This is a genomic window from Pseudomonas sp. NPDC089401 (assembly GCF_044749485.1).
In the GTDB taxonomy this organism is placed as follows: Bacteria; Pseudomonadota; Gammaproteobacteria; order Pseudomonadales; family Pseudomonadaceae; genus Aquipseudomonas.
On the sequence record NZ_JBIVIA010000005.1, the window covers coordinates 183,070 to 208,052 of the forward strand.

Sequence of the window (24,983 nt, forward strand, 5' to 3'; positions counted from 1 at the left end):
GCGCGTTCCAGGGGTAAAGCTTTAAAGCTGCAGGAGAAATGCAATGCGAGTACTTATTCTGGGAAGCGGCGTCATCGGCACTGTCAGTGCTTACTATCTGGCCCGTGAAGGGTTTGAAGTCACGGTGATCGATCGGCAACCAGGGCCGGCACTGGAGACAAGCTATGCCAATGCCGGGCAGATATCCCCCGGCTACGCTTCCCCCTGGGCGGCGCCAGGCGTACCACTGAAGGCGATGAAGTGGCTGTTCGAGCGGCACGCGCCTCTGGCTATCAAGCCCACGACCAATGTTGACCAGTACCTGTGGATGGCGCAGATGGTGAAGAACTGCACCGCCGCACGGTACGCGGTCAACAAGGAACGCATGGTTCGCCTCTCTGAATACAGCCGCGACTGCCTGGATGAACTGCGCATCGACACCGGGATCGATTACGAATCTCGCCAACTGGGCACCATGCAACTGTTCCGTACACAAGCGCAGTTCGATAACGCGGCAAAGGATATCGCCGTACTGGAGCGCTCCGGAGTGCCCTACGAAATGCTCGATCGCAACAGCATTGGTCGCGCCGAGCCAGCACTGGAGCATGTCAAAGATAAACTTAGCGGCGCCCTGCGCCTGCCCAACGACCAGACTGGCGACTGCCAGATGTTCACCACCAAACTTGCCGAGCTCGCGGAAAACCTCGGCGTCGAATTTCGCTTCAACCAGCTGATCGAGGGTATCGAATTCGCAGGTGACAGCATTGCCGGTGTACGCATCAATGGCAAGCTGGAGACGGCTGACAGGTACGTCGTCGCCCTGGGCAGCTATAGCCCGCAGATATTGAAGCCACTAGGAATTCAGGCGCCCATCTACCCGCTTAAAGGTTACTCGCTCACCATCCCGATCATCGAGCCGGAGCGCGCGCCCACCTCGACCATTCTCGACGAAACATACAAAGTGGCCATTACCCGCTTCGACAAGCGCATTCGTGTCGGTGGCATGGCTGAATTGATGGGTCATGACCTATCGCTGAACCCGTTGCGCCGAGAAACCCTGGAAATGGTTACCAACGATCTGTTTGCCGGAGGCGGAGATCTGGAACACGCCACATTCTGGACTGGCCTCAGACCTGCCACACCGGATGGCACACCCATCATTGGCGCCACACGGTACAAAAACCTGTTCCTCAACATCGGGCACGGCACCTTGGGGTGGACCATGTCTTGCGGTTCGGGCCGACTGCTGGCGGACCTGCTGGGAAACAAAGCGTCAGCGATACGCACAAACGGCTTCGATCTTTCACGCTATAGCGCCAACGTTGCGGATGCGCACGCCAAACAACCCACCAAGATCAGTTCATCATCCTAACGCGAAGCGGGCTCAACCTGCATCAGTGGAGTGAGCCCGCTTTTCGACGCTCATCGAAGCAATCACCCGATAGGTACCGCGAGCCCCACCTTCACGGCGTCCAAGACGATCAAAGTTCGGTATGTCTGAATATCCTGGTTGTCAGCAAAGTGCTGTCGCACCAGTTTTTCAAAGTGGGCAACATCACGGGCAAGCATGACAATGATGAACGACACGCCGCCACTGACGAAGTAGCACTGCTGCACCTCATCCACCCCCGCGAAATAGCGCTTCGCACGGTCCATGACCAGTGAACTGTCGTCCCTCAACCTCGACTCGACAATCGCTGAAACCCCCTGGCCGACGCTTACCGCGTCGATAACCGCGGTATTGGCACGAATGACGCCGGTCATTTCCATTTGCGTAATTCGCCGCTGCACGGCAGGCGTGGACAACCCGATAGCCTCTGCAATCACACGCTGCGACTGCTTGTTGTCAGCTTGCAACATGCGCAGGATCGCCTGGTCGAAGGCGTCGAGTGGTCGCTTGATAAATTCTTTCATTCCACAGGCTCAAAAAAAGCAAATCGTTCGGACAAGGCCGTTATTTCAAGCATCTCCCGCACACACGAGCACTTAAAATTCTCCAGCCACCCAATCGGAGATCATCGTGCGCTCAACTTCACCCGCCCCCCACGCCCCAATCATCGCTGCCGTGCTTGGCCTAATCTCTGTGCAGTCGGGTGCTGCCATCGGTAAGTCCTTGTTTCCCGCAGTCGGGCCAGAGGGTGTGGCCGCACTGCGGTTAGGCATCTCGGCGCTCATCTTACTGTTATTGACACGGCCGTGGACAATTTGGCGCAGCGTCAATGTGGTCCATCTGATGGGATATGGGATCATGCTGGGCCTGATGAACCTGCTAATCTACCGCGCCTTCCTCTACATACCGGTCGGTATCGCAGTCTCGATCGAAGTTGTCGGCCCTCTTGGCGTAGCCCTCCTCGCATCGCGTCGCCGGCTGGATTTGCTGTGGGTCGCGATGTCGGCCTGTGGCCTGGTCCTCTTGCCATGGGCTTCGGGCAGCGCGGGCCTGGACATCCGTGGCGTGGCTTACGCACTGGCAGCTGCAGTAGCATGGGGTTCCTACGTCGTGCTAGGCAAACGGGTCGCCGTGCATGGCAAGCAGGCGGTGGCCAGCGGAATGTTGATAGCTTCAGCGTTCGCGGTTCCGCTCGGTGTCAGCCACGCAGGTGGGGGGCTGCTGGAGCCCTCCGTCTTGGTGACAGGACTAGCGGTTGCCCTGCTCTCCAGTACTGTTCCGTTTCTGCTGGACATGTTTGCGATGCGTCACCTCCCAGCCCAGGTATTCGGCGTCCTGCTCAGTGCGTCACCCGCCGTCGCTGCGTTAGCAGGATGGTGCGTGCTGGGAGAAACCCTGAGCACCAGCCAATGCCTGGGCATCATGACTATCGCAATCGCTTGTGCGGGGGCGGCGCTGGTTTCTAGCAAACATCGCTGATGCGAACTGGCAGTATTACTCGTGACCGCGGCGTTGGACCGCATCCAAAAAAATGCCCCAGCTATACAACGCCAGGGCCTATTTCCATAATGCAGCCTTGATGCATTTCAGCGCACCGGTGGGCGGCTAACCCCCAACGAGAGCACTCTTCTCGCGCCACTACGCTACTGGCCGAGTTTGAACTAAAAATACGCAACCATTCAGCCAAATTCACTGCTGCGGATTGGGTAAGGTTACTGCCCTCAGTGAGCGATCCTACGCGACCTCGAACCGAACCTAAAACAACCACAAGGTAATCCGCACACATGGCAATCGAAAGACTGCATAGCAACAAACGCCTGAGCAACATCGTGATCCATAACGGTATCGTTCATTTGGCCGGCCAATTGGCGAACAACCACGACGGCGATATCCGCACGCAGACACGCGAGACCCTGGCCAATATTGACGCCCTGTTGGCGCAGGCTGGCAGCGACAAATCGCAAATCCTCTCTGTCACCATTTACCTGAAAGACATCCAGAACGACTTTGCCGCCATGAACGAAATATGGGAGAGCTGGGTCGCAGAAGGCCACTCCCCTGCTCGCGCATGTGTCGAAGCCGCGATGTTCAAATCCACCCTGCTGGTGGAAATGGCGGTAGTGGCTGTGCAAAGCTGACACCAGCCAGAATGCTTGAAAAGGCCACCGGACTCTAGGCTCTGTCTGAAATCCCAAGAAACTCAAATGTGGCCCTGGAGCAGCTTGGGTTCTGTACAGTCGCCGACCATCTACGGAAAGGAATTCTGTGATGGCAAAGCGGTACGAACTCTCGGATGAAGCGTGGGCAGTGGTCGCCGATCTCTTTACGGCAGTCCACGTCAGGGGCCGGCCGCGTAGCAGTGATCGCCTGATGCTCGATGGTGTGCTCTGGGTGCTCTGCTCAGGAGCAGCCTGGCGAGATATGCCCGAGCGTTTCGGATCTTGGGCGACTGTCTATCACCGCTTCCGAGTCTGGCGAAACCGCGGAACATTCGATCAGATGCTCAGACGATTGCACCTCAGACTCAATGACAAAGGCTTGATCGATCCCCACACCTGGATGATTGATTCGACCGCAGTACGCGCAACCCGAGCCTCATCTGGCGCCGGGAAAAAAGGGGGTCTGACGAGCCTGCCGATCACGCTCTAGGCCGCAGCCGTGGCGGCCTGACAACCAAAATCCACATGCTCTGCGACGCCAACGGGATACCGTTGCGATTCCTTCTCTCTGGCGGTCAAGCCAGTGACATCAGCTACGCACAACCACTGTTGGACGAGGTCAGCATTCCATCGAGCCAACGTGGTCGCCCGCGCAAGCGCTGTAAATGGCTGCTTGCCGACAAGGGCTACGACGCCGAAGCGCTACGCCGCTACTGCGACCAATATCGGATGCAACCCGTCATCCCGCTGCGCTCGATGAAGCGCAAGCCCAAGCCTGGTTTACCCAGACTGTTCGACCGGCCCAAATACCGACAGCGCAACATCATCGAACGCATGTTTGGTTGGCTGAAAGAGAACCGCCGAATCGTCACGCGCTTCGACAAGCTAGCAAAAAGTTATGCTGCAATGGTCTCGTTGGCTTGTGTCATGCGGTGTATGCGACGGCTTTTTTCAGACAGAGCCTAAGACAGTCTTGATCAGCAAAATGCGTTGAATGAGTAGGAGAATCACTAAATTCCTCCTGACAGTAAACCGTCGTTCTGTGTAAAAACAATATCGATCAAGATCCTTAGGTCATTCCTCACTTATTGAGAAATGGAGGTGGGCAGGGCCCACCTTCCACCCACCCCGTCATGAGGTTTCGTTCATGACGGCGTGAGTTAAATGGCTAAATAGGTTGACCGGATTCACTACTGAGACACGGCCGATTCAACCCCTCAAGGCCGCGTTCAGCACATCACTGGTGGCCTTTCGCCGCACCGGATGCCGAAACCTGTCGCACTGCGACTTGCCTCGATGGACAATTCCACAAACCAGCTGTCTCCCCCTTTGGGATCCAAAATCATCTTGTAAATTGGCTCGCTGGCAGTTTGTCTCCATGGCCGGCGATTCTAGGACGAACGCAGCAGGAGGCTGTGTGCCATGATCTCGATCAGAAGCTCCTATCACCCCATCGACGCCGCGATTTTGTGGTGTAACCTCTCCGACCATGCAGACGAAATTTTTCAGGTAGAACTTTCCCAGCCAGGCAGCCTGCGAAAGCACTTTCCGCAATGGCCCAGGGTATGGGCTGAAATCGAGCAGACACAAAAAAGCCCAGAAATATCAGGGCTTTAATGAAAATTAGTGGCGGAAGCGTAGGGATTCGAACCCGATAAATCATCGCGTAGCTGCTGGCTGCTTCTGCCCCCCCCCCCCCCGCAGTGAAAACTTTGCCCGAGATGGTTGCCTGCGCTCAGTTGGCCCTCGCCAGCGATCCCATATGAACTCGATACATCTCGGTTCCCCTCCCTCACCACGGAGGTACACTGAGTTCCATCTCAGCTGCCGCCAGAAATCTCCGTTCTAGATCGCGTATCCATATGAGGGTATCGAGGGTATTTTTGCGGGTATATTTCTGTATTTTTCAGTTGCAACCAGTGTTCTAGAGCCATAGCCGAATGTTCTTCGGCGACCCTGACAGTCTCTAGGCCTCGTCGTTCAGGTTGTTGATTTGATCATTTTTGCCTTCCCACGAACTGTGGAGTTCCATCTCACATAAAGAAACAACTCTAAGGCCCCTGCTGACCTCGCTGTAGTACTTTTCTTGCTTACTGAAAGGAAACTGCTACTGCCCTGGAGGATACGCGATGGTCATCGACCGCCGAACGCTACTGCAGCTAGGCGCCTGTGCAAGCGCCAGCCTGGCACTTCCTGACTTTGCCTCTGCAAAGCCAGCCGGACTGGCGACACCCCTGCTGATACGTGACGCCACCGTGGTCACGATGGACCCTGCACTAGGGGATATGGCTCGGGCCGATGTGTTGATTGAACAGGGCGCCATCCGAGCGATCGGCCAACAGTTGCCAATCGACGGCGCACAGGTGCTCGACGCCAGCGGGATGATCCTGATCCCCGGCCTGATAGACAGCCATTGGCACTTGTGGAACAGCCTGCTTCGCAACAGTGCACCGGTGCCGGGCGGTCCCCCCTTCTTCACCTCGCAGCAGGCCACAAGCAAACGCTTCACACCTGCGTTGAACGAGCTCAGCGTGCGCCTGGGGCTGGCCGAGGCGGTACATGCCGGCATAACCACGGTCAACAGTTGGTCGCACAACCTGCGCAGCCCGAAATACGCCCAGGCCGAACTGCGCGCACTGGTCGCCAGCGGCCTGCGCGCACGGCTCTGGTATGGGTATGCCCAGGATCTGGCGGCCACCGCGCCCATGGACTTCAAGGATATCCAGCGGGTGCAAACGCAGTTGCAGGGTACCGACTACGCGCGCATCGACCTCGGCCTGGCCATTCGCGGCCCCGAGCGCACCGAGGCGGCTATCTGGGAGCAGGAGTTCGCCTTCGCCAGGGCGCAGTCGCTACCAATCTCTACGCACATCGCAGTAACCCGTCAGATGCAGGAGAAAAAGGCCATCCAGCAATTGGAGAGTCGCGGCTTGCTGAGCCCTACGGTGCAGCTGGTGCATGCCACCCATGCCGACCAGCAAGACATGGCCAGCATCGCCCGGTCCGGCGCCACGGTGTGCATCACGCCGCTGACGGAAATGCGCGTGGGTTACGGCTTGCCGCCGGTGGCGGCGCTGCAACGGGCCAAACTGCCCGTGACACTGGGCATCGACACCCTGGTGCTGGGGGGCAATGCCAACCCGTTCATGCTCATGCAGACCTGCCTTAACCTGGCCATCGCTACCTCGGGAGAAGAGCAGTTGATGACGGCTCGCGACGCATTGCACTGGGCCACCCAAGGGGCAGCGGATGCCATGGGCATCGGCAGACAAACGGGTTCGATCACCGTTGGCAAGCGCGCCGACCTCGCGCTTGTCGACAGCCGCAGGCTGGGGATGTTTCCGGTGAACGACCCGTTGGCATGCATCGTCCAATCGGCAAGCCCTGCCGATGTCGACACCGTCATCGCGAACGGGCGCATCGTCAAGCGCGCAGGCCAGTTGATTGGCGTGGATCTGGCCAGCCTGCGCGCCCAGGCCACGGCCGGGGCCCAGCAGTTGTTGCACAGGTGATGACGATCAGAATGTCGCCTGTACCTTCAACCCACCGACCCAGGCATCATCTACCTGCCTCACCCCGCCTGGGTGCCGGACGAACTGCAGGTTCGGCCGCACCGTCAGCCAGTCGGCCAGGTGAATACCGTAGTTGAGCTCGGCGTTGTACTCGGTTTGCTGTACCGGCAGGTAAGCCGGGTCATCGTAGTCCTCGATAGCATTGACCAAATTGGTCAGTGCGGCATTCTTGCGGTACGCCGGGTTCACATGCACCTCGGAAACCGCCAGGCCGATGTCATCCTGCGGCCGCGCCGCGAACAGCCCCTTGTACACCGCGCCGACCGACACATAGTGGTCGACCTTGCTGGTCTTCTTGTCATGCACCGTGGCCATGGCGAACAGGCTCAATCCGCGTGACGCGTCGCTTGCCTGGCGAGTGACCTGCTGCATTGCACCCAGCCACAGCCCGTGCTTGCTCGAGGCACTGCGGTAAGCCGCGCCACTGATCACAGCCGGCTGACCGTTGCTGTCCTTGAGCACGTCCTTGGAATCGGAGGTGCTGTAGTAATAGCCGGCGCGGTACTCACCCGGCAGGCCGTCGATACGCGGCTGCCAGACCAGTTCGACAGGCAGGACCGCGCCTTCGGTGCCGCTGCCACTGAGCTTGAAGCCGTTGTCGTTCTGGGTGTTGGACGGGTTCTGTTCGTATGCACCGATTTGCGCGAACAGCTCGGGGGTGAGCTGATACTTGACCCGCAGCGCCCATTGGGTGATCGGCCAGTTGTACCAGATGCCACCCCAGTTGCCGACCTGCGAGCCGCAGAAGGTCAGGTTCTGGAAGTTGCAGTCAAAGCTGTTGAAGTCCTCGCCTTCGCCGAAGCGCCCCGCCTTGATATCCAGGCGCCGGTCGAAGAACGCTTGCTGGTAGTACAGCTGGGTCATGCGCCAGTGCGAGCCACGCCCCCAGACTTCCTGGGACGAGCTCAGGGTGCCGACACGCGGGTCACCGACGCGGTCGTTGGAGATGTTGTCGCCGTTGCGGTCAGCCACGGTCAGCTGGAAGCGGGCGTCGTGCCAGCCGAGCAGCTTCTGCAGGTCGAAGCGGGCGCCGAGCGAGTACTGATCGCTGTAGCTGGCGCTGCGGTCGTTGTTGTAGCCGCCGCCGAGGTTGGCGCCGATCTCGCCGACGTAGGCGAAATCGAAGTCGATGCCTTGTTCGGCCAGGGTGCTGCGAGCGCCGTTCCAGTCGCCGAGGGCCCAAGGGGAATTGCTGGCAAAAGGGTCGGCTGCGTGGGCCGTTTGAGCGCAGGCCATGGCGACCAGCAGGGCGCGGTATTTGAATGCAAACATGATGTTCTCTTTATTATTGGTGTGCTGCCTGTTCCGGCCCTTTCGCGGGCAAGCCCGCTCCCACAGGGACCTCCACAGTCTCGAGGCCGGTGCAGTACCTGTGGGAGCGGGCTTGCCCGCGAAGGGGCCGGGACAGGTTGATTACTGAACGCTGGCGCGCATCTGTGCCGGCAGGTCGAGTTGCTCGCGCATCTTTGCCACTTCCTCCGCCGTCACCGCCGGCGCACTGTTGCCCCAGCTGTTGCGTGCAAAGGTGAGGATGTCGGCAATCTCGGCGTCGCTGAGCTTCCAGTCGAACGCCGGCATCCCCGCACCGGTGACGTAGGTATGGGTATGCACCGCCCGCGCTCCGCCCAGCACCACGCTGGTCAACGTGTCGGTGTTGTCCGCAAGGATCGCCTTGTTGCCGGCAAAGCCGGTGATCATATGGCTTACACCCTCGCCCGCCGTGCCGTGACAGGCCGAACAATGCACCTCGTAACCCTGGCCACCACGCTGCATGCGCGCATCGTTAACGGCCAGCGCGGCCGGTGCTGGCTGCGGGTTGCCGGGCAACGATTTGAGGTACACCGCAATGGCGCGCAGGTCCTGGTCGGTCAGGTGCTGAGTGGAGTTCTCGATCGCTTCGGCCATCGGCCCGCTGGCCACGGCAACGCCATCGCTGCCGGTCTTCAGGTAGTCGACGATCTGCTCGACGCTGCTGTCGCCCAGGCCCCGGTGCGGGTCGTTGGTGATGTTCGGCGCGAACCAGGTGCCGACCAGGCCACCTTGCAGCGCCTGGGCAGCGATGGGCCCGCCCAGAACGTTGCGCGGGCTGTGGCAGGCGGCGCAGTGGCCGGCGCCATCGACCAGGTAGCGGCCACGGTTCCACTCGGGGCTTTGCGCCGGGTCCGGGGCATACGACGTGTTGTCGAAGAACATCCAGTTCCAGCCCGCCATCAGCAGGCGCTGGTTGAACGGGAAGTTCATGCCGGCCAGTTCATCGACTTTGTGCGCCTTCGGCTCGAGTGTGCTGAAGAACGCCCACAATGCGCGCAGGTCATCGTCGCTCATGCGCGTGTAGTCGGTGTACGGCATGGCCGGGAACAACAGGCCATGACGGCCCTGGCCCTGGCGCACGGCATTGAAGAAGTCGCGCTGGGTGTAATTGCCGATGCCGGTTTCACGGTCGGGGGTGATGTTCGACGACTGGATGTCACCAAACGGCGTGCCGATCACGTAGCCACCGGCAAAGTCGCCGCTTTTGGCCGTGTGACAGGCCGCGCAGTCGGCGCCGCGCATCACGTACTCGCCCTGCTTGATCAGTGCCGCGTCGGTGGACTTGAAGTCGCTCAGGCGCAGGCTGTCATCGGCCACCTGCGAGCGCGCGGTGGAGTTGGCCTGGATCACCAGGCCGAGCATCACGGCGCCGGCCAGGGCCACCACGCCGCCGCCGATCAGGGCGGTTTTCTTGTTGATCATGGCAGGCCTCACACCAGGGATCCTGGGTTGTGCTGGTACTTCTCATGGATCGCCCGCGCCGTACGGATGGCCAGGGCGCCCACGGTGCTGGTGGGGTTGTAGCCGGCGTTGGTGGGGAACGCCGAGGCGCCGACCACGAACACGTTGTGCGCGTCCCAGCTCTGCAGGTAGGTGTTGACCGCACTGGTTCGCGGGTCGTCGCCCATGACCATGCCGCCCTGGGTGTGGTTGGAGTTCTCGTCGTACGGGCTCCACGCCTTGGCGGCCGAGTTGAAGGTGTGCACGTGCTTGGCACCCATTTTCTTGCCGATGTCGACGGCACGCTGCTCGATGAAACGGGCCATGTTGCGGTCGTTCTGGTTCCAGTCGAAGGTCATGCGCAGCAGCGGCGTGCCCCAACGGTCCTTATAGTTCGGGTCCAGCGACAGGTAGGCATCGCGGGCTGGCATCGAAGTGCCCTGGCCGAAGATGATCCCGTAGTTCTGGTAGTTGTCCTTGTAGGTCTGCTTGAAACCCTTGCCCCAACGCGGGCTGCCCGGCGGCAGCAGCCCTGCCCGGCCGATCGGCATGCCCTCGCGAGACACGGTGAGCAAGCCGGCACCGCCGATGAAGTCGAGCTGGCTGTGGTCGAAGTTGTCGCCGTTGTAGTCGTCCACCTGGATGCCCAGGCCGCCTGCACCAATGAATGGGTTGAGGGTCTCGTCCTCGAACCACACGTGGGCGCCTGCGCAAGTCTGGTAGTTATAGGCGCGGCCGATGGTGCCGGTCTGGCTGACCGGGTCATACTGCTTGCCTATGTCGCTGAGCAACATCAGGCGGGCGTTGTCGTAGGTGAACGAGCACAGCGCGACGATATCGGCAGGCTGAATGACCTCGCGACCCTGCTCGTCGAAGTAGCTGACGCCGGTGGCGGTCTTGCCGTCTTCGGCCTTGTGGATTTTCGTCACGTAACCCTGGGTGATCAGGGTGAAGTTCTTGCGCCGCATCAACGCTGGGATCACGCAGGCCTGGGGCGAAGACTTGGAGTAGTTGCCGCAGCCATGGAACATGCAGTAGCCGCAGTAGGTGCACGGCGCCATGCTCACGCCCAGTGGGTTGACGTAGGCCGCGCCAACGTGGGCTACCGGGATGTAGAACGGGTGCAGGCCCATCTGCGCGGTGCTGTCGCGGTACATCTGCATCAGCCGCGAGTCTTTCAGCGCAGGCGTCGGGAATTCGCGGCTGCGCGGCCCTTCGAACGGGTTGCCGCCGGGGCGGATCTCACCGTTGAGGTTGCCGGCAATGCCGGAGATGCCGGCGATGCGTTCGAAGCGGTCGTAGAACGGCTCCAGATCGGCGTAGGTGATGCCCCAATCCTGAACCTGCTCCAGGCCCTTGAGCTTGCTGGCGCCGTAGCGCTCCAGGGTGGCCGAACGCACGCGGAAGTCCCACTCGGAGAAACGCCAAGCCATGCCGGCCCAGTGAAAGCCCGCGCCGCCCACCGATTTGCCCATCTGGAAGGCTTTCAGTTCGCGGGTCGGCACCGCGGTCTGGCCGGAGTGGTTGCGGAACGTCAGAGTGTAGTCGCCCGGCTGCAGCAGCAGCTCGCGGCGGATGGTCCAGCGCAGCTCGTCGGGGTCGACGGCCGGCGGTGTGTCGGTAGAAGTGTCGAGCCACGGGCCGCGGTCGATCGCTACCACTGCCAGCCCGGCGCGGGTCAGTTCTTCGGCCATCAGCGAGCCAGCCCAACCCAGGCCGACGATGACTACGTCAGCTTTTTTACGTGTAGTTGCCATGTTGGTTTCCTCTGGCCTCAGCTCACTGGGATCAGGCTGATGGGCGCCAGGCCCAGGTCCTGCCCGCGACGGTCGATGTACTGGCGGTAGTCGTAGCGAGCGCCGGGGAAGCCCACCAGCTTCCAGCCGACCATGCCGCGGTTGCCGCCATAGAGCGGGTCGGCGAAGTAGCCTTCGCGCACACTGAGCAGCAGGAATTCGAACAGGCGGCTGCCGCTGCCGGCGCCTTCCCAGTCCAGGCGGCCTTCGTCCAGCTGGCGCAGGATCGCGTCCATCTGCTCGCCGTCGAGTTCGGCGAAGGCACGGCCGTGCAGCTGGCGGGCGTGCTGGTCGATGAACGCAAGGCCAGCCAGGGTGTAGTCACGGCGGGTGCGCAGGCTGATGGTCAGGCCCATCAGCGCGGACTCGTCGGCCTGCAGCGGGCGTTCCAGGTACAGGTCCTTGGACTCGCCATAGGGACCGTTCATCTGCGCATCGAGGTAGTCGACGCAGCCGGCCTCACTGGCCGAGGCACCCAGCTCATCATGGGGAATCAGTCGGTCGAACACGGTAGTCAGGGTGGCGCGGGCCTGGCCCTTGAACACATTGCCCTGGCCGCCACTCATCACCGGCGATGGCAGCATTTCACGGTTCAGGCCGGTTTCCGGCGGCACCGACTTGAGTTCCACTGCGCCGACCTTGGCCAGGCCAGCGGCGGCGAACAACGCACCCATTGAACGCAAGGCGTCCCTACGTTTCATGGAGTTCTCCTTATCGACAATCACGGGGGAGCCGTGCGGCAGGTCGCGGAATTTCGGGCGCGCAAAGGCACACGGCGAGCACGGACGGGCTCGTCGGGGGCGATGGGGATTGGGCGGATGAACGAAAAACGCGGTGTACTGGGGAGTGAACCTGGCAACCTGCCAATCACGGCAGGCGCCAGTCTATGGCGCGACATAACGCCGCGCCATCGAAGCGTTGACGTGTTTACGTCAAAATCGCTTCAACACGTGGCAGGCGGGAGGGTTTCGTCGATCACCATGCGCAGCTGCGGCCACACCTGCGGCGGTGCGTCCAGGTCGCCGTTGGCGTACAGCAGTTGCTGGATAGCAGCTTCGGCCTGTCCTTCAGGGTCCTGATCGAGCACCAGCGACAACAGCCCTTCGCGGAGCATGTCGGCATGCTGTGCAGTCGCCTCATGGCTGATCCAGACCAGGCGCCCGGCATGCCTGGACAGCGCCTGGTGCACACCCGTCGAGCCGCTGCCAGTGGTGTACAGCCCGACCACCCCAGCGTCCTGAGCCAGGTACTCGCTGATCTTTGCGTCATTGAGCTGGTTATCGTCGAAGCACTCCACCGGGCCGAGCACCTCGACCTGCGGCGCCCGCTCGGCCATGACCTCGAGAAAGCCCTGCACACGCTGCTGATGGGCGCGATAGAGCAATGAGTTGGTTACCAGCAGCACACGGCCCTGGGCCGGCGCAACCCATTGGCTCATCAATCGCCCGGCGGCGCGGCCGGCGACATGGTTGTCGATGCCGGCGTAGATAGCCCCCTCCAGCCCAGGCAGGCTGCTGGTCACCAGTATCACCGGCACGCCAGCAGCGACCTGCGCACTGAGGGCTTCACGCACCTGCGGGGTGTCTTGGGCAACCACGATCAACCCCTGGCGCGGCACCCTGGGCTGGTTGATGAGATCCAGCAATTGCTGCGGGTCACGCTCCTGCCAGATGTGGCGCTGCAACACCAGCCGCGAGCGGTGCATCTGCGCCTGCTTGACGAAGGCGGCTGCCAAGCGTCGGTAATGGTCGGTGGCACTGTCCACCAGCAGCAGATCGAAGCGCAGCAAGCCATGCAGCGCAGATGGCAGCAAGCGTTTAAGCCCCAGCGCCTGGGCTGCCTGCAGCACTTTGCGACGCTTGCTGTCGGAAACGCTGCCGCGCTCGTTCAGCACACGATCGACAGTACTCAGGCTGACGCCGGCCAGTTGGGCGACATCAGCCATGCCTTGGCGACGGTCAATCTTGTCCACCTAGAAACATCCAGTAACCAAAGACGCGGAGTCTGCCATGCCAGCGCAGCTTTCGCCTACTCCGCGTACTTCTCCTACCCAGTGTGGCGAGCACCCGTTTCATTGAACGCCAACCACCTCAATTGGCGCGGCATCCTGCCTCGACGCAACAGCCAGCCATCGAGCGAGAACTTGCCGGCCCCGGTCACCATGACGCCGGCAAACACCACCATGAGCAGCATCACGTACTCCCAGCCGCCCCCACCCGCCGAGGCCCAGGCATACCCTCGGCTCCACTCCCCGCCGAAACCGACCGTGGCCACGAGGAAGTACACCAGGCTCACCAATGCCCCCAGCCGTGCGAACAATCCCAGCCCGACGCTGACGGCACTGGCAAACTCGATCAGCCCACCCAGCACCACGAAGTACGCCGCGACCTCGCCCAGGCCAAAACCCTGGAAGCCCGTCTCCAACCGATGGAACCAGCCCAGCCCGGCGAAGATCTTCTCGGAACTGTGGCATAGCTCGTTCAGGCCGAAGTACATGCGCACGATCGTCGCCTGCCACAACAGCAACCCCAGCCAGGCCCCTGGCTTGTTGCGATCACGGCGCAGGTCGCTGAGCACGCAGTCGGCGAACTGCAGCAGCAATGGCACGGCGGCGATGCTTGCGACCCAGACCATGACATGCGCATCGTTCATTGCCGCCACGCGCCAGGCGATCAGGAACGGCAGCAACGACATCAGAAAGCCCGGGGCGAATGTTCTGGGGGTGATCAACGCCGCACTGAACAGGGCGACGCACATCCACAGCGTACTCGACCAGGCCGCGAAATCCGGCAACGAGTGGTTGCCCCAGCCGCAATAGAGAGCGGCCACCAGGGTCGCCGCCAGCCCTGCCACGCTGAGCGTGTTGGGCATGCGCGACGGTTTGAGCAAACCGTAGTCGTTGGCATAAGCGCCCTCGACCACATCAAGGGAACGTACAGGGCTGTTCATCACGAACCTCGCTCAAGGGTGGCTGACAGGCAGGGATTTCTCGAAGGCACGCGCAAGCTCGGTGGCCATGCGCTGCTCCTGGTCATCGCTGGCACCGCCAGCCACGCCCAAGGCACCGACAGCCTGGCCCTGCTGGCGGATCACCACTCCCGCGACGGCGGGGAGGATCCCGGGGATGCTGCCCAGTTGCAGGTTCTTCTGCCGCGCCAGGTCGTAGAACACCACGGTGTCGACGTCGTTGATCGCCGCCGAGTTGGCCTTCTTGATCGCCGCCTCGATGCAACCCGGAGCGGCGCCGTCCATGCGTTTGAAGGTCAGCAGGTAACCATTGGCGTCGGTCACCGCGATGCACGGGTGAGTGCCTTCGGCGCGGGCCTTGGCCACGGCGGTATCGAGCAGCGCTGCCGCGCCGCCCAGGGACAGCTGGGTGGTGCCACGCAAGGCAGTTCCTTCACTGGCCTGGGCCCATGGCACGGCAAGCAGGGTGAGGCCAGCCAAGAGCAGGCGCCGGAAATGAACATTCATCTGCAATTCCTTTTCAATCGATCCAGGTTGGCCCTCCACGCACAAGCGCAGAGGGCCAAGGCCATCAGTGGAAGGTCGCTGCCACGTCTTCGGCGAGTTTCTGCTCGGTCAGGTCGGTGGCGCCGCTGACGCCAACGCTGCCGACGACATTGCCGCCGTGCTTGACCACCACCCCGCCCACCGCCGGCAGGATGCCGGGGATGGTGCCGATGGCCAGGTTCTCCTTGCGCGCCAGGTCGTAGAAGGTGATGGTGTTGATGGCAAAGCGCGCGGCCGAAGTGGCCTTGGCGATCGAGGCCTCGACACAACCGGCATAGGCACCCTGCATGCGGGTGAAGGCCAGCAGGTGGCCGTCGGCATCGGTGACCGCGATGCAGATCTTCATGGCGCGGCTGGCGGCCAGTTCGGTGGCTTGCTGCGCCAGCTGCTGGGCAGCAGCGGTCGACAGGTTTTCCTGGGCCACCACCGTGGCTGCCGGGCTAGCCGCCTGGGCGGAGGTCGCCATGGCGAAGGCAAGGGACAAGGCGGCGATGGTCATTGTTGTTTTCATCGGTACATCTCCTGGGGTGGTGCCCTGAGCGTGATTGCGCAGGGCTGGCTGAATGCGGGCGCAGGGGCGCCCTGCTCGCGAGCCGCTCAGGGCTCGCAAGTGCATCAAAGGGTTCGAAGGGGTAAGTGGGTCAGCGGGCGACGGTGGCCAGCGGCTTGCCGACCACGGCCGGGACTTTCTCGCGCCCGCCCAGGGCTGCCGGCAACTGCACCTTGTAGATCATGAATGGCCGCACGATCGCGTCCTGGCCGCCAGGACCGCGATTGGAGGCCATGCGCGCACTCTGCGGCACCGGGATGTACAGCTCACGCTGGTCGGAAATGATCATCGCATCCGGGTTCCACAGCCGCGGGTCCTCGGCGACCACGCGCAGCGTGCCGTCCGGCGCGTACACCGAGACCCGCGGCCGGTCGTACTCACCGAGGTAGACGTTGCCGGCGCTGTCCATCGCGGTGCCGGTCAGCGGGCTGGTGTCATGCACGAACTCGACCTGCTTGCCCAGCTCCGCCTCGCTGATCCGCGTGTCGCGCAATGCTGCAGTCGGTACCCGCCACAACGGCCCGCTCAGAGGCTGGTAGTACAGCCATTGGCCGTCGGGGCTGATCTCGATCGGGTCGGAATGCACCTGGTGATCGCTGCCGTCAGCCAGCAATAGCGGCTGGCCATTTTCACCGATCGGCCGCCGCTCGGGCGCCATCTGCGTCGATGGATGCCCGGCCAGGCGCCGTACGGCTTCGCCGGTTTTCAGGTTGATGACGATGATCGCGCCCAGGCCCGAGTCGGTCACATAGGCATGCTCGCTGTCCAGGCGCAGGTCGTTGAGGTTGGCCCCGGCCGGCAACACGTTGGCGGGCAGGCTGATGCTGCGCAGCAGCTTGCCGTCGCGGGTGTCGAACTGCAGGATCTTCTGCCCCAGATTGATGCCCTTGGGCCCGGCATCCTCGCCCTGGTCGATGGCCCACAGGGTGTCGTCGTCGAAGATATGGATGGTGTTGATCTTCACCAGCGCTGCGGCGCTCGGCTTGCCCGGTGCCCAGGCATTCCACTGGCCGCCCGGGAACGGCTTGAGGCTGCCGTCGGGCAGCACCTCGGCGATCGACGGAGTCTTCTCGAAGCCCGGCCAGCGCGGTAGTCCAACGAACAGTCGGCCGCCGGAAGTCAGTGCCACGGCGTTGCACAGCCAGTCCAGGCGGGCGACTTCGGTCAGCGGCTGGCCACTGGGCGGCAGGTCCTGCGCGTGAATGAGTGGGGTGCAGGCCAGGCCGAGGGCAAAACCGGCAATGCGCAATGCGCGGGAGGTACGTCCTGAGGTATTCATTGTTATTGTCCTTGTCAGTAATAAAGTCAGCGCGCAGTAGCAGGCTTGAGCGATGGCGCTGGCCGGTCGCGGTCTTGCGGGTTCGAGCTGTCGTCGGGGCGTTGCAGCGGGCCGACGATGAGCAGGTAGCTGACGAACGCCCCCACGGCATTCAGCGCGACATACACCAAAGCACCGTTGAACGAGTGCATCGACTGCACCATGTAGCCGATCACCACCGGGGTGACGATGCCGGCCAGGCTGCCAAAGGTGTTGAAGATCGCGCCATTCATGCCGATGCTGTCCTTGGGCGAGACATCGGCGATGATTGCCCAACCCAGCGCGCCCACGCCTTTGCCAAAAAACGCCAGGGCCATAAACAGCACGATCAGCAGGTTGGTTTCCACGTAGTTGCACAGGATCATGCTCATCGACAGCGCCATGCCGATGAAGATCGGCAGCTTGCGCGCCAACGTCAGCGACATCCCCTTGCGCAACATCCAGTCCGAAGCCATGCCCCCGGTAATCCCGCCCACAAATCCGCAGATCGCCGGCACCGCCGCCAACAGCCCGGCATCCAGCAGCGACAGGCCGCGCTGCTGCACCAGGTACACCGGGAACCAGGTGAGGAAGAAGAACGTCAGCGTGCTGATGCAGAACTGCGCCAGGTAGATGCCGAGGAACATGCGCTGGCGCAGCAGGCCACGGGCGCGCGCCCAGGTGTCGCGCCAGCCCTGCCCCTGCGTTCTTCTGGCGGCATGCTCACGCAGGCTGGCACCGCCCATGCGCATGGTTTCCAGCTCCACTGGCGTCAACGTCGGGTGCTCGACCGGTGCCTTGATCCGGCGAATGAACACCAGGCCCATGGCGACGCCCGCCGCGCCCATCACATAGAACACCCATGGCCAGCCCCAGCGGGTCGAAATCCACGCCAGCAATGGTGTGAACACCACCGCAGCGAAGTACTGGGACGAATTGAAGATCGCCGTGGCAGTCCCGCGCTCAGCCGTGGGGAACCACATCGAGACGATCTTGCTGTTGGCCGGAAAGCACGGCGCCTCGGCAGCGCCGACCAGAAAGCGCAAGGCGAATACGGCGACAAAGGCCAGACCCACCGGCATCATCGCGACAGTGCCGATCAACCCGGTGAACAGTGACCAGGCGACGATCGCCAGGCCCAGCACGCGAATGCTGCCGAAGCGGTCGATGGCCAGGCCACCCGGCAGTTGCAGGAGCATGTAAGCCCAGGCGAAGGCCGAGAACAGCCAGCCCATCTGGGCATGCCCCAAACCCATTTCATCGGCCAGGCTGGCGCCGGCGATGGACAGCGTGGCGCGGTCGCCCTGGTTGATGATCATCATCACGAACAGCAGGGCAATGACTTCATGGCGCCGATGTTCGGCGATGAAGCGGCGCAGAGAATGTATTTTTTTCATTGTATTCTCGATACCGGATTGCAAGCGCGTGCAACCTGTGAGGCTGCCGCGCAGCAATCAGTCAGCAGTGGGTTTCACGCACGATCGCATCGGCACGTTGGCGGAATTCAGGCCGCAGTGCCGTGCCCAGGCCAGGCCGTTGCGGTGCCAGGGCGAAGCCGGCATCGATCTGCGGAAGCTGGGTAACCAGTTCGCCGTACCAGCTCGACAGCGATGCCCGCACCACTTCCTGAAGCACAGCCGTGGGCGCATGCAGCCCAAGGTGCAAACCGGCGAACAACGCCACCGGCCCCGTGCAGTCATGGGGCGCCAACGGCTTGTTGTAGGCCTGCGCCAGCGCAGCGATCTTGCGCGCTTCGGTGAAGCCGCCGCACCACACCAGGTCGAGCATCAGGTAATCGAGGCTGTCGGCTTTGAGCAGGTCGCGATAGGCCGTGCTGCCGCCCAGGGTTTCGCTGGCGCAGATAGGCACCCGCGTGCGCTTGCGCAGGTCGGCCAGGGCCTGGGCATCGTCCATCTTGCACAGCGGGTCTTCCACCCAGTACACGTCAAAGGCTTCCAGTGCCTGGCAGATGCGCAGGGCTGCCGTGGTGTCCCACAGGCTGTGCAGCTCGCACATGATCTCGATGCGGTTGCCCACCGCCGCGCGAATCTGGCGGAACGCTTCGCAGCCCTTCTGCACTTCGTCCAGGCTGATGGTGTTGGCGCCGGGCTGGCGGGCGAACTGGTCGAACGGCCAGATCTTCATGGCCGTGTAGCCCTCCTCCACCAGGCTGATGGCCAGGGCGCCGGCGTCGCGGCTGAAGGCCAGCTGGTCGTCATAAGGGCCCTGGGCGCGGTCGCTTGCGCTGATCTCGCGGCGGGCACCCTGCTGGGTGTTGAATTCGTAACCGGCGCAGGTGTTGTACACCCGGATGCGCTCGCGGCAGGCACCGCCGAGCGCTTCATGGATGGGGATACCGTGGCGCTGGCCCATGAGGTCCCACAGGGCGATGTCCACAGCGCTGGCAGCGCGGATTTCGGCGCTGGCGCTGTGGTAACCGACGTAGGGCGTGGTGAGTTCCAGGGAGATTGCTTCGATCTGCCGCGAGTCACGGCCAATCAATCCTGGGGCGATGAGTTCGTGGATGGCCGCCTCGACGGTGGCAGCACCGCGAAAGGTTTCGCCCAGGCCAATCAGGCCTTCATCCGTTTCAACCTCAAGCCACAACAGCTTTGGGCGTTCAGGCAGGCGCAGGGTTCTAACACAGGTGATCTTCGACATTTTGTTCTTGTCCTGAGTCCATTCCAGCAAATGGTATCGTTACCATTTCTACCAAAAAAGCTAGCGCATCGAAAAAATCAGGGCAAGAGGGTTTAGAAAAAAGTTTTCCTGAGCGTGAGAATGTTAACGCTAACTTTCCAGCGCTCGAGTGCTCTCGCGCTGCACCAGGCTGAAGCCGATATCTACGGTCGCGGGCGATTGCGCATCGCCGCCCAGGCGCTCCAGCAGCAGCCTGGCGGCGGTGTCGCCCATCAGGGTGCCGTCGATGCGCACCGTCGACAAGGCCGGGAAGGTGTGCGCAGCGAAGGCCATGTCACCAAAGCCCATCACCGCCAGTTGCCCGGGTACCGCGATGCCGCGGGCGGCCGCTTCGGTCAGCACGCCCTGGGCAATGGTGTCGGAGGTGCACACCACGGCGCAAGGGCCTTCGCGGTCGAGGGCGGGCTGCTCCAGCAGCACGCTCAGGCCTTCACGGCCTTGGGCCAGGGACGGCAGGCCCTGCCAGGTCTGGCGCTGCACGTCGGTGATGCCCTGTTCGGCCAGGGCCTGGACGAAGCTGTCGGCACGGCGCAGGCCACGCGGGTCGTCAACGGCCAGCAGGGCGAAGCGTCGGTAACCCAGCCCTACGAGTTGCCGCGCCACCGCGCGCCCGGCCTGCTCGTGGGAAAATCCGACCAGCATGTCGATCGGCTCGGCAGACAGGTCCCAGGTTTCCACCACCGGCACGCCAGCCGCGCGCAGGCGGTTGCGGCTGAGGCTGGTGTGCAGGGTGCCGGTGAGGATGATGCCGTCCGGGCGGCGGCTGAGGATCACCTCCAGCAGCTCCTGCTCCTGCTCGGTCTGGTAGCCCGACACGCCCAGCAGCACCTGGTAGCCGGCCTTGATCAGGCGCTCGTTGATGGCCTGGAAGGTGTCGGAGAAGATCGGGTTGGTGACCATCGGCACCACCACCGCCACCAGCCGGGTGCGGCTGGACTTCAGCGCGCCGGCCAGGCGGTTGTGCACGTAGCCAGTCTGCTCGATGGCCCGGCGCACCTTGAGCCGGGTTGGTTCGCGCACGGTGTCCGGCTGGTTCAAGTAGCGCGACACCGTCATCGGCGCGACGCCGGCCAAGCGCGCCACATCGCTCAAGGTGACTGCCGCACGCACCTGCCCTTTGCCGTCTGAAGCCATACCCGCCCTACCCCGTGGATGCACCGTTGCTGAAGTCGGGCAAGAGTAGCCTGCGACAATCTTGAAGGAAACCCGTCAAAACAGTCATGGCGCGGGCCGCCGCTGCGCCCCTAGACTCGCCCCGCCAGCCACAAGGCCGGCCCCATAACAATAACGCACGCGTCGCCAGTGTCTCTTGGCCGACGCACGTCCTGAGGATGATGGACATGAATCGACGTGAAGCCCTGATCTCACTCGTTCAACTCAGCGCCCTTGGCGCCATCGGCAGCGCCAGTGCCGGTGTGCTCGCCAGCGACCGCCCGTTGGCCATCGGCACCCGTGCCGACGCCCTGCCCCAACCGCCAAAACCCGGCGCCCTCGCCTACCTCACCGCAGATGAAGCCCGTGAAGTGGCGGCCATCTTCGACCGCCTGATCCCCGAGGACGAACTGGGCATGAGCGCCAGCCAGGCCGGCTGCGTGGTGTTTATCGACCGGCAACTGGCCGGCCCCTACGGCCAGGCCGCCAGCACCTACCGCCTCGGCCCATACGTTCAGGGCACGCCCGAACAAGGGCCGCAGTTCAGGCTGACGCCTGCGCAGCGCTACCGCGAAGGCCTGGCGCGGCTCGGTCAGTACTGCCAGCAGCAGCACGCCCGGCCGTTCAGCGGCCTGACCGGTGAACAGCAGGATGCCCTGCTGCGAGCGATGGAAGCCGGTACCGCGCCCCTGGATGCCGACTTCTTCGCCCTGCTGCTGCAGAACGTGCGCGAAGGCTACCTGGCCGACCCCATGTATGGCGGCAACCGCGACATGGTGGGCTGGCGGCTGATCGGTTTCCCCGGCGCCCGCTACGACTACCGCCCGTACCTGCACAGGAAAGGCCTGCCGCTCGACCTGGAGCCGGTGAGCCTGCTCGACCGGGCGGGCTGAGCCCACCCGCCACCCTCCCCCCATTTGCGCGAGGCAGCCCCGTGGCCCTGCCGGCCCCCGCCTGCGCGCGCCCCAAGGAATACAGATGAAAACGACAAGAGCCAAAGCGGATGTGGTGGTGATCGGCCTGGGCTGGTCAGGCTCGATCATCGCCGAGGAACTGGCCCGGGCCGGGCTCAAGGTGGTGGCCATCGAGCGTGGCGCCTGGCGCGACACCGCCAGCGACTTCCCGCCCTCGGTGGACACCGACGAACTGCGCTGGGCGACCCGCAAGGAAATCCTCCAGCCGCCGCGCCTCGAGACCTACACCGTGCGCAACCACGCCGGCCAGCAGGCCCTGCCGGTGCGCGAGTGGAGCAACCTGACCCTCGGCAACAACGTTGGCGGCGCCGGTACCCACTGGGCCGCCGCGTCCTGGCGTTTCAACCCGTTCGACTTCGAGCCTTACAGCAGAACCGTGGAGCGTTACGGCAAGCAGCAACTGGTGCCAGGCCTGCAGGTGCAGGACTGGGGCGTGACCTACGCCGAACTCGAACCCTTCTACGACCGCTTCGAGCGCATCGCCGGCACCAGCGGCAAAGCGGGGGTGATCGAAGGCCAGGTAGTACCCGGCGGCAACCCCTTCGAAGGTTCGCGCAGCCGTGAATTCCCGACCCCGCCGCTGGTGCCCAGCCACTGGAACGACATCTTCACCCGCAAGACCACCGAGCTGGGCTACCACCCCTTCCCGGTCCCCGCCGGCACGATTTCCCAGGCCTACGTCAACCCGCTTGGCGTGCGCATGGGGCCCTGCACCTATTGCGGTTACTGCCAGATGTTCGGCTGCGGCAACTGGTCCAAGAGCAGCCCCAACGCCTGCGTGGTGCCGGCGCTGATGCGCCACCCGAGCTTCGAACTGCTGACCGAAACCGAAGTGCTGCACATCAACAAGTCCGCCGACGGCAAGACTGCCACCGGGGTCAGCTACATCGACAAGCACGGCATGCAGGGTGAACAACCCGCCGACATCGTCATCGTCGCCGCCTACCAGCTCGACAACGTGCGCCTGATGCTGCTTTCGGGCATCGGCGAGCCCTATGACCCGCGCACCCGCCGTGGCGTGATCGGGCGCAACTACAGTTTCCAGACACTCTCCTACGCCTACCTGTGGTTCGAGCAGGAACACCTCAACCCGTTCATCAACACCGGCTGCCTGGCCATCCAGATCGACGACTTCAACGCCGACAACTTCGACCACAGCGGCCTGGGCTTCATTGGCGGCGCGGGCATACAGTCGCTGTCCAACAGCGGCCTGCCGATCGGCATGGCCGGCGTGCTGCCCAAAGGCGCGCCGACCTGGGGCAAAGGCTGGAAGCAGGCATTCCGGCACAGCTACCAGAACTGGGCAATGATCCAGGGCCAGGGTACCAGCTATGCCCACGAGGACATGTACTTCGACCTCGACCCGACCTACAAGGACAACTACGGTCGGCCACTGATGCGCATGACCTTCGACTACAACCTCAACGACAAGCGCTCGGGCGAATTCATCCGCAAGCAGTGCGAACGGATCGCCCAGGCCGTCGGTGGCCAGCAGATCGAGTCCTACAACTTCGCCGCCGACCACTACACACCGTTCCGCACCAACGATTCCTCGCACACCAATGGCGGTGTGGTGATGGGGACCGACCCGCGCACCAGCGCCCTGAACCGCTACCAACAGTGCTGGGCAGCGCACAACGTGTTCGTGCTCGGCGCCTCGTCGTTCCCCAACAACGCCGGCTACAACCCCACCGTGACCATCGGCGCCCTGGCCTTGTGGACGGCCAAGGCGATCATCGAGCAGTACATCAAGAACCCCGGCCCGCTGGTGCAGGCGTGAAAGGAGCTGCCATGAAGACCAAGACCTTGCTGGCCAGCTGTATCGCACTGGCGCTGGCCAGCCTCACCGCCGCCGTGCTGCACAACAGCGACAGTGTCGCTGACAACGTCGCCGATGACCAACTGACAGCCGCCGACGCCCTTGCCGCCGATCCTGCTGCCATCGCCCGCGGCGCCTACGTCTCGGCCCAGGCCGACTGCGCGGCATGCCATACCAAGCCGGGCGGCGCTCCGTTTGCGGGCGGCTACGGGTTGCAGACGCCCTTTGGCGTGATCTACTCGACCAATATCACCCCCGACCCGCAGACCGGCATCGGCCGCTGGACCGAGCGCGACTTCTTCCGTGCGGTACGCCATGGCCAGCGCAAGGACGGGCAACGGCTGTACCCGGCCATGCCCTACAACGCCTACGTCAAGATCAGTGACACCGACCTGCACGACCTGTGGGCGTACATGCGCACAGTGCAACCGGTGCAGCAGGCGCCCACGCCCAACACCCTGGGGTTCCCGTTCAACATTCGCCAGACCCTGCTGGGCTGGAATCTGCTGTTCTTCGACAACACCCCGTTCGTACCGCATCCCGAACAGTCCGCGCAATGGAACCGCGGGCGCTACCTGGTGGACGGCGCCGGCCACTGCGCGGCCTGCCATACGCCGAAGAACCTGCTCGGTGGCGACACCGGCCGCTACCTGCAGGGCGCCGAGCTGCTCGGCAGCTACGCGCCGGAAATCACCGCCGACCGTTATCGTGGGCTGGGAAGCTGGAGCGCGGAGCAGATAGCGGTCTACCTCAAGACCGGAGCCAACCACCAGGCAATTGCCTCGGGGCCGATGGGCGAAGCGGTCGAGTTCTCCACCCAGCACCTGAGCGATCAGGATCTGGGCGCGATCGCCGAATACCTCAAATCAGTGGACGGATCGAAGACCATCCCGCCGCCCGCCATTGCCGCCAGCGAACCGATCATGCAACGCGGTGCGCAGGTGTATGAGCTCAATTGCATGGCCTGCCACAACGTCAAGGGCGAAGGCCTGCCCGGCATGGTCACCGGTTTTGCCGACAACCCCGGAATCCGCACGCCCAGTGGTGCGAACCTGGTGGGCACGGTGCTCAAGGGCGGCCAGGCGGTGATCACCGAAGGCAACGTAACCGGGGCTGGCATGCCTTCATTCGATTGGAAACTCAGCGACAGCGACATCGCCGCCGTACTGACCTATGTACGCAATAGCTGGGGCAACGCCGCCCCCGAAGTCGAGGCACAGGCGGTAGCTCGCACACGGGAGCACCTTGGCCTGCAGCCGCCAATGAAAAACCATTTCTGAGCCCGCCATTGAAAAAAAGGCCGGTAAAAGTCTTTACCGGCCACACCACCA

22 protein-coding genes are annotated in these 24,983 nt (G+C 63.1%); 9 read left to right on the forward strand and 13 right to left on the reverse strand.

Annotated elements, in window-relative coordinates; translation table 11 throughout:
• The first annotated feature begins 43 nt into the window (after positions 1-43).
• Entirely contained in the window at positions 44-1,351 is a 1,308-nt protein-coding gene (locus ACIP21_RS13950; RefSeq protein WP_400688319.1) for a D-amino acid dehydrogenase, read from the forward strand.
• A 62-nt stretch (positions 1,352-1,413) separates the two neighbouring features.
• On the opposite strand, the gene ACIP21_RS13955 is transcribed toward ACIP21_RS13950, so the two are convergent.
• Entirely contained in the window at positions 1,414-1,893 is a 480-nt protein-coding gene (locus ACIP21_RS13955) for an Lrp/AsnC family transcriptional regulator (RefSeq protein ID WP_400688321.1), read from the reverse strand.
• 334 nt (positions 1,894-2,227) lie between these two features.
• Between ACIP21_RS13955 and ACIP21_RS13960 the strand changes: the two genes are divergently transcribed.
• The 5 genes from ACIP21_RS13960 to ACIP21_RS13980 all read left to right on the forward strand — a co-directional run bounded on the left by ACIP21_RS13960 (position 2,228) and on the right by ACIP21_RS13980 (position 7,040).
• A complete protein-coding gene (locus ACIP21_RS13960) occupies positions 2,228-2,848 on the forward strand; it encodes an EamA family transporter (RefSeq protein ID WP_400688323.1) in 621 nt (206 codons plus the stop codon).
• A gap of 305 nt (positions 2,849-3,153) precedes the next feature.
• The gene (locus ACIP21_RS13965; RefSeq protein ID WP_400688325.1) at positions 3,154-3,507 is read left to right on the forward strand and encodes a RidA family protein; all 354 of its coding nucleotides are present in this window, start codon (positions 3,154-3,156) and stop codon (positions 3,505-3,507) included.
• A 130-nt stretch (positions 3,508-3,637) separates the two neighbouring features.
• Positions 3,638-4,494, forward strand: a protein-coding gene (locus ACIP21_RS13970; protein ID WP_400688327.1) for an IS5 family transposase whose coding sequence is annotated in 2 segments (ribosomal slippage) — positions 3,638-3,992 and positions 3,992-4,494 — 858 coding nt in all. Because the reading frame shifts where the segments join, the coding sequence is not laid out codon by codon here.
• Positions 4,495-4,950: 456 nt separating this feature from the next.
• Positions 4,951-5,145 carry a hypothetical protein gene (locus ACIP21_RS13975; protein ID WP_400688328.1) on the forward strand — a complete coding sequence of 65 codons (195 nt, stop codon included), beginning with the start codon at positions 4,951-4,953 and terminating at the stop codon, positions 5,143-5,145.
• 512 nt (positions 5,146-5,657) lie between these two features.
• Positions 5,658-7,040, forward strand: a complete 1,383-nt coding sequence (locus tag ACIP21_RS13980; RefSeq protein ID WP_400688330.1) for an amidohydrolase family protein — start codon at positions 5,658-5,660, stop codon at positions 7,038-7,040.
• A 6-nt stretch (positions 7,041-7,046) separates the two neighbouring features.
• Here the strand turns inward: ACIP21_RS13980 and ACIP21_RS13985 are convergent, their stop codons facing one another.
• From ACIP21_RS13985 to ACIP21_RS14040, 12 genes are all read right to left on the reverse strand, one after another.
• Positions 7,047-8,372 (reverse strand): carbohydrate porin, encoded by a 1,326-nt coding sequence (locus ACIP21_RS13985; protein ID WP_400688332.1) that lies wholly within the window; start codon positions 8,370-8,372, stop codon positions 7,047-7,049.
• 141 nt (positions 8,373-8,513) lie between these two features.
• Entirely contained in the window at positions 8,514-9,833 is a 1,320-nt protein-coding gene (locus tag ACIP21_RS13990) for a c-type cytochrome (RefSeq protein WP_400688334.1), read from the reverse strand.
• A gap of 8 nt (positions 9,834-9,841) precedes the next feature.
• Entirely contained in the window at positions 9,842-11,608 is a 1,767-nt protein-coding gene (locus tag ACIP21_RS13995) for a GMC family oxidoreductase (RefSeq protein ID WP_400688336.1), read from the reverse strand.
• Positions 11,609-11,625: 17 nt separating this feature from the next.
• Positions 11,626-12,348 carry a gluconate 2-dehydrogenase subunit 3 family protein gene (locus tag ACIP21_RS14000; protein ID WP_400688338.1) on the reverse strand — a complete coding sequence of 241 codons (723 nt, stop codon included), beginning with the start codon at positions 12,346-12,348 and terminating at the stop codon, positions 11,626-11,628.
• Positions 12,349-12,590: 242 nt separating this feature from the next.
• Positions 12,591-13,619 carry a LacI family DNA-binding transcriptional regulator gene (locus tag ACIP21_RS14005; protein ID WP_400688339.1) on the reverse strand — a complete coding sequence of 343 codons (1,029 nt, stop codon included), beginning with the start codon at positions 13,617-13,619 and terminating at the stop codon, positions 12,591-12,593.
• Positions 13,620-13,693: 74 nt separating this feature from the next.
• Positions 13,694-14,596: a DoxX family protein gene (locus tag ACIP21_RS14010; protein WP_400688341.1), complete on the reverse strand. Its 903-nt coding sequence runs from the start codon at positions 14,594-14,596 to the stop codon at positions 13,694-13,696.
• Positions 14,597-14,608: 12 nt separating this feature from the next.
• Positions 14,609-15,121 carry a heme-binding protein gene (locus tag ACIP21_RS14015; protein WP_400688343.1) on the reverse strand — a complete coding sequence of 171 codons (513 nt, stop codon included), beginning with the start codon at positions 15,119-15,121 and terminating at the stop codon, positions 14,609-14,611.
• Positions 15,122-15,185: 64 nt separating this feature from the next.
• Complete coding sequence (locus tag ACIP21_RS14020) at positions 15,186-15,671, reverse strand: heme-binding protein (RefSeq protein ID WP_236548359.1); 486 nt, start codon at positions 15,669-15,671, stop codon at positions 15,186-15,188.
• 130 nt (positions 15,672-15,801) lie between these two features.
• Positions 15,802-16,989: an L-dopachrome tautomerase-related protein gene (locus ACIP21_RS14025; protein WP_400688345.1), complete on the reverse strand. Its 1,188-nt coding sequence runs from the start codon at positions 16,987-16,989 to the stop codon at positions 15,802-15,804.
• A 26-nt stretch (positions 16,990-17,015) separates the two neighbouring features.
• The gene (locus tag ACIP21_RS14030) at positions 17,016-18,404 is read right to left on the reverse strand and encodes an MFS transporter (RefSeq protein WP_400688347.1); all 1,389 of its coding nucleotides are present in this window, start codon (positions 18,402-18,404) and stop codon (positions 17,016-17,018) included.
• A gap of 61 nt (positions 18,405-18,465) precedes the next feature.
• Positions 18,466-19,668, reverse strand: a complete 1,203-nt coding sequence (locus ACIP21_RS14035) for a mandelate racemase/muconate lactonizing enzyme family protein (protein ID WP_400688349.1) — start codon at positions 19,666-19,668, stop codon at positions 18,466-18,468.
• A 129-nt stretch (positions 19,669-19,797) separates the two neighbouring features.
• Positions 19,798-20,841: a LacI family DNA-binding transcriptional regulator gene (locus tag ACIP21_RS14040; RefSeq protein ID WP_400688351.1), complete on the reverse strand. Its 1,044-nt coding sequence runs from the start codon at positions 20,839-20,841 to the stop codon at positions 19,798-19,800.
• A gap of 206 nt (positions 20,842-21,047) precedes the next feature.
• Here ACIP21_RS14040 and ACIP21_RS14045 point away from each other — a divergent pair, with 206 nt between their 5' ends.
• The 3 genes from ACIP21_RS14045 to ACIP21_RS14055 all read left to right on the forward strand — a co-directional run bounded on the left by ACIP21_RS14045 (position 21,048) and on the right by ACIP21_RS14055 (position 24,932).
• Complete coding sequence (locus tag ACIP21_RS14045; protein WP_400688353.1) at positions 21,048-21,752, forward strand: gluconate 2-dehydrogenase subunit 3 family protein; 705 nt, start codon at positions 21,048-21,050, stop codon at positions 21,750-21,752.
• An 85-nt stretch (positions 21,753-21,837) separates the two neighbouring features.
• A complete protein-coding gene (locus ACIP21_RS14050) occupies positions 21,838-23,613 on the forward strand; it encodes a GMC family oxidoreductase (protein WP_400688355.1) in 1,776 nt (591 codons plus the stop codon).
• Positions 23,614-23,624: 11 nt separating this feature from the next.
• Positions 23,625-24,932 (forward strand): c-type cytochrome, encoded by a 1,308-nt coding sequence (locus tag ACIP21_RS14055; protein WP_400688356.1) that lies wholly within the window; start codon positions 23,625-23,627, stop codon positions 24,930-24,932.
• The last annotated feature ends 51 nt before the right edge of the window (positions 24,933-24,983 follow it).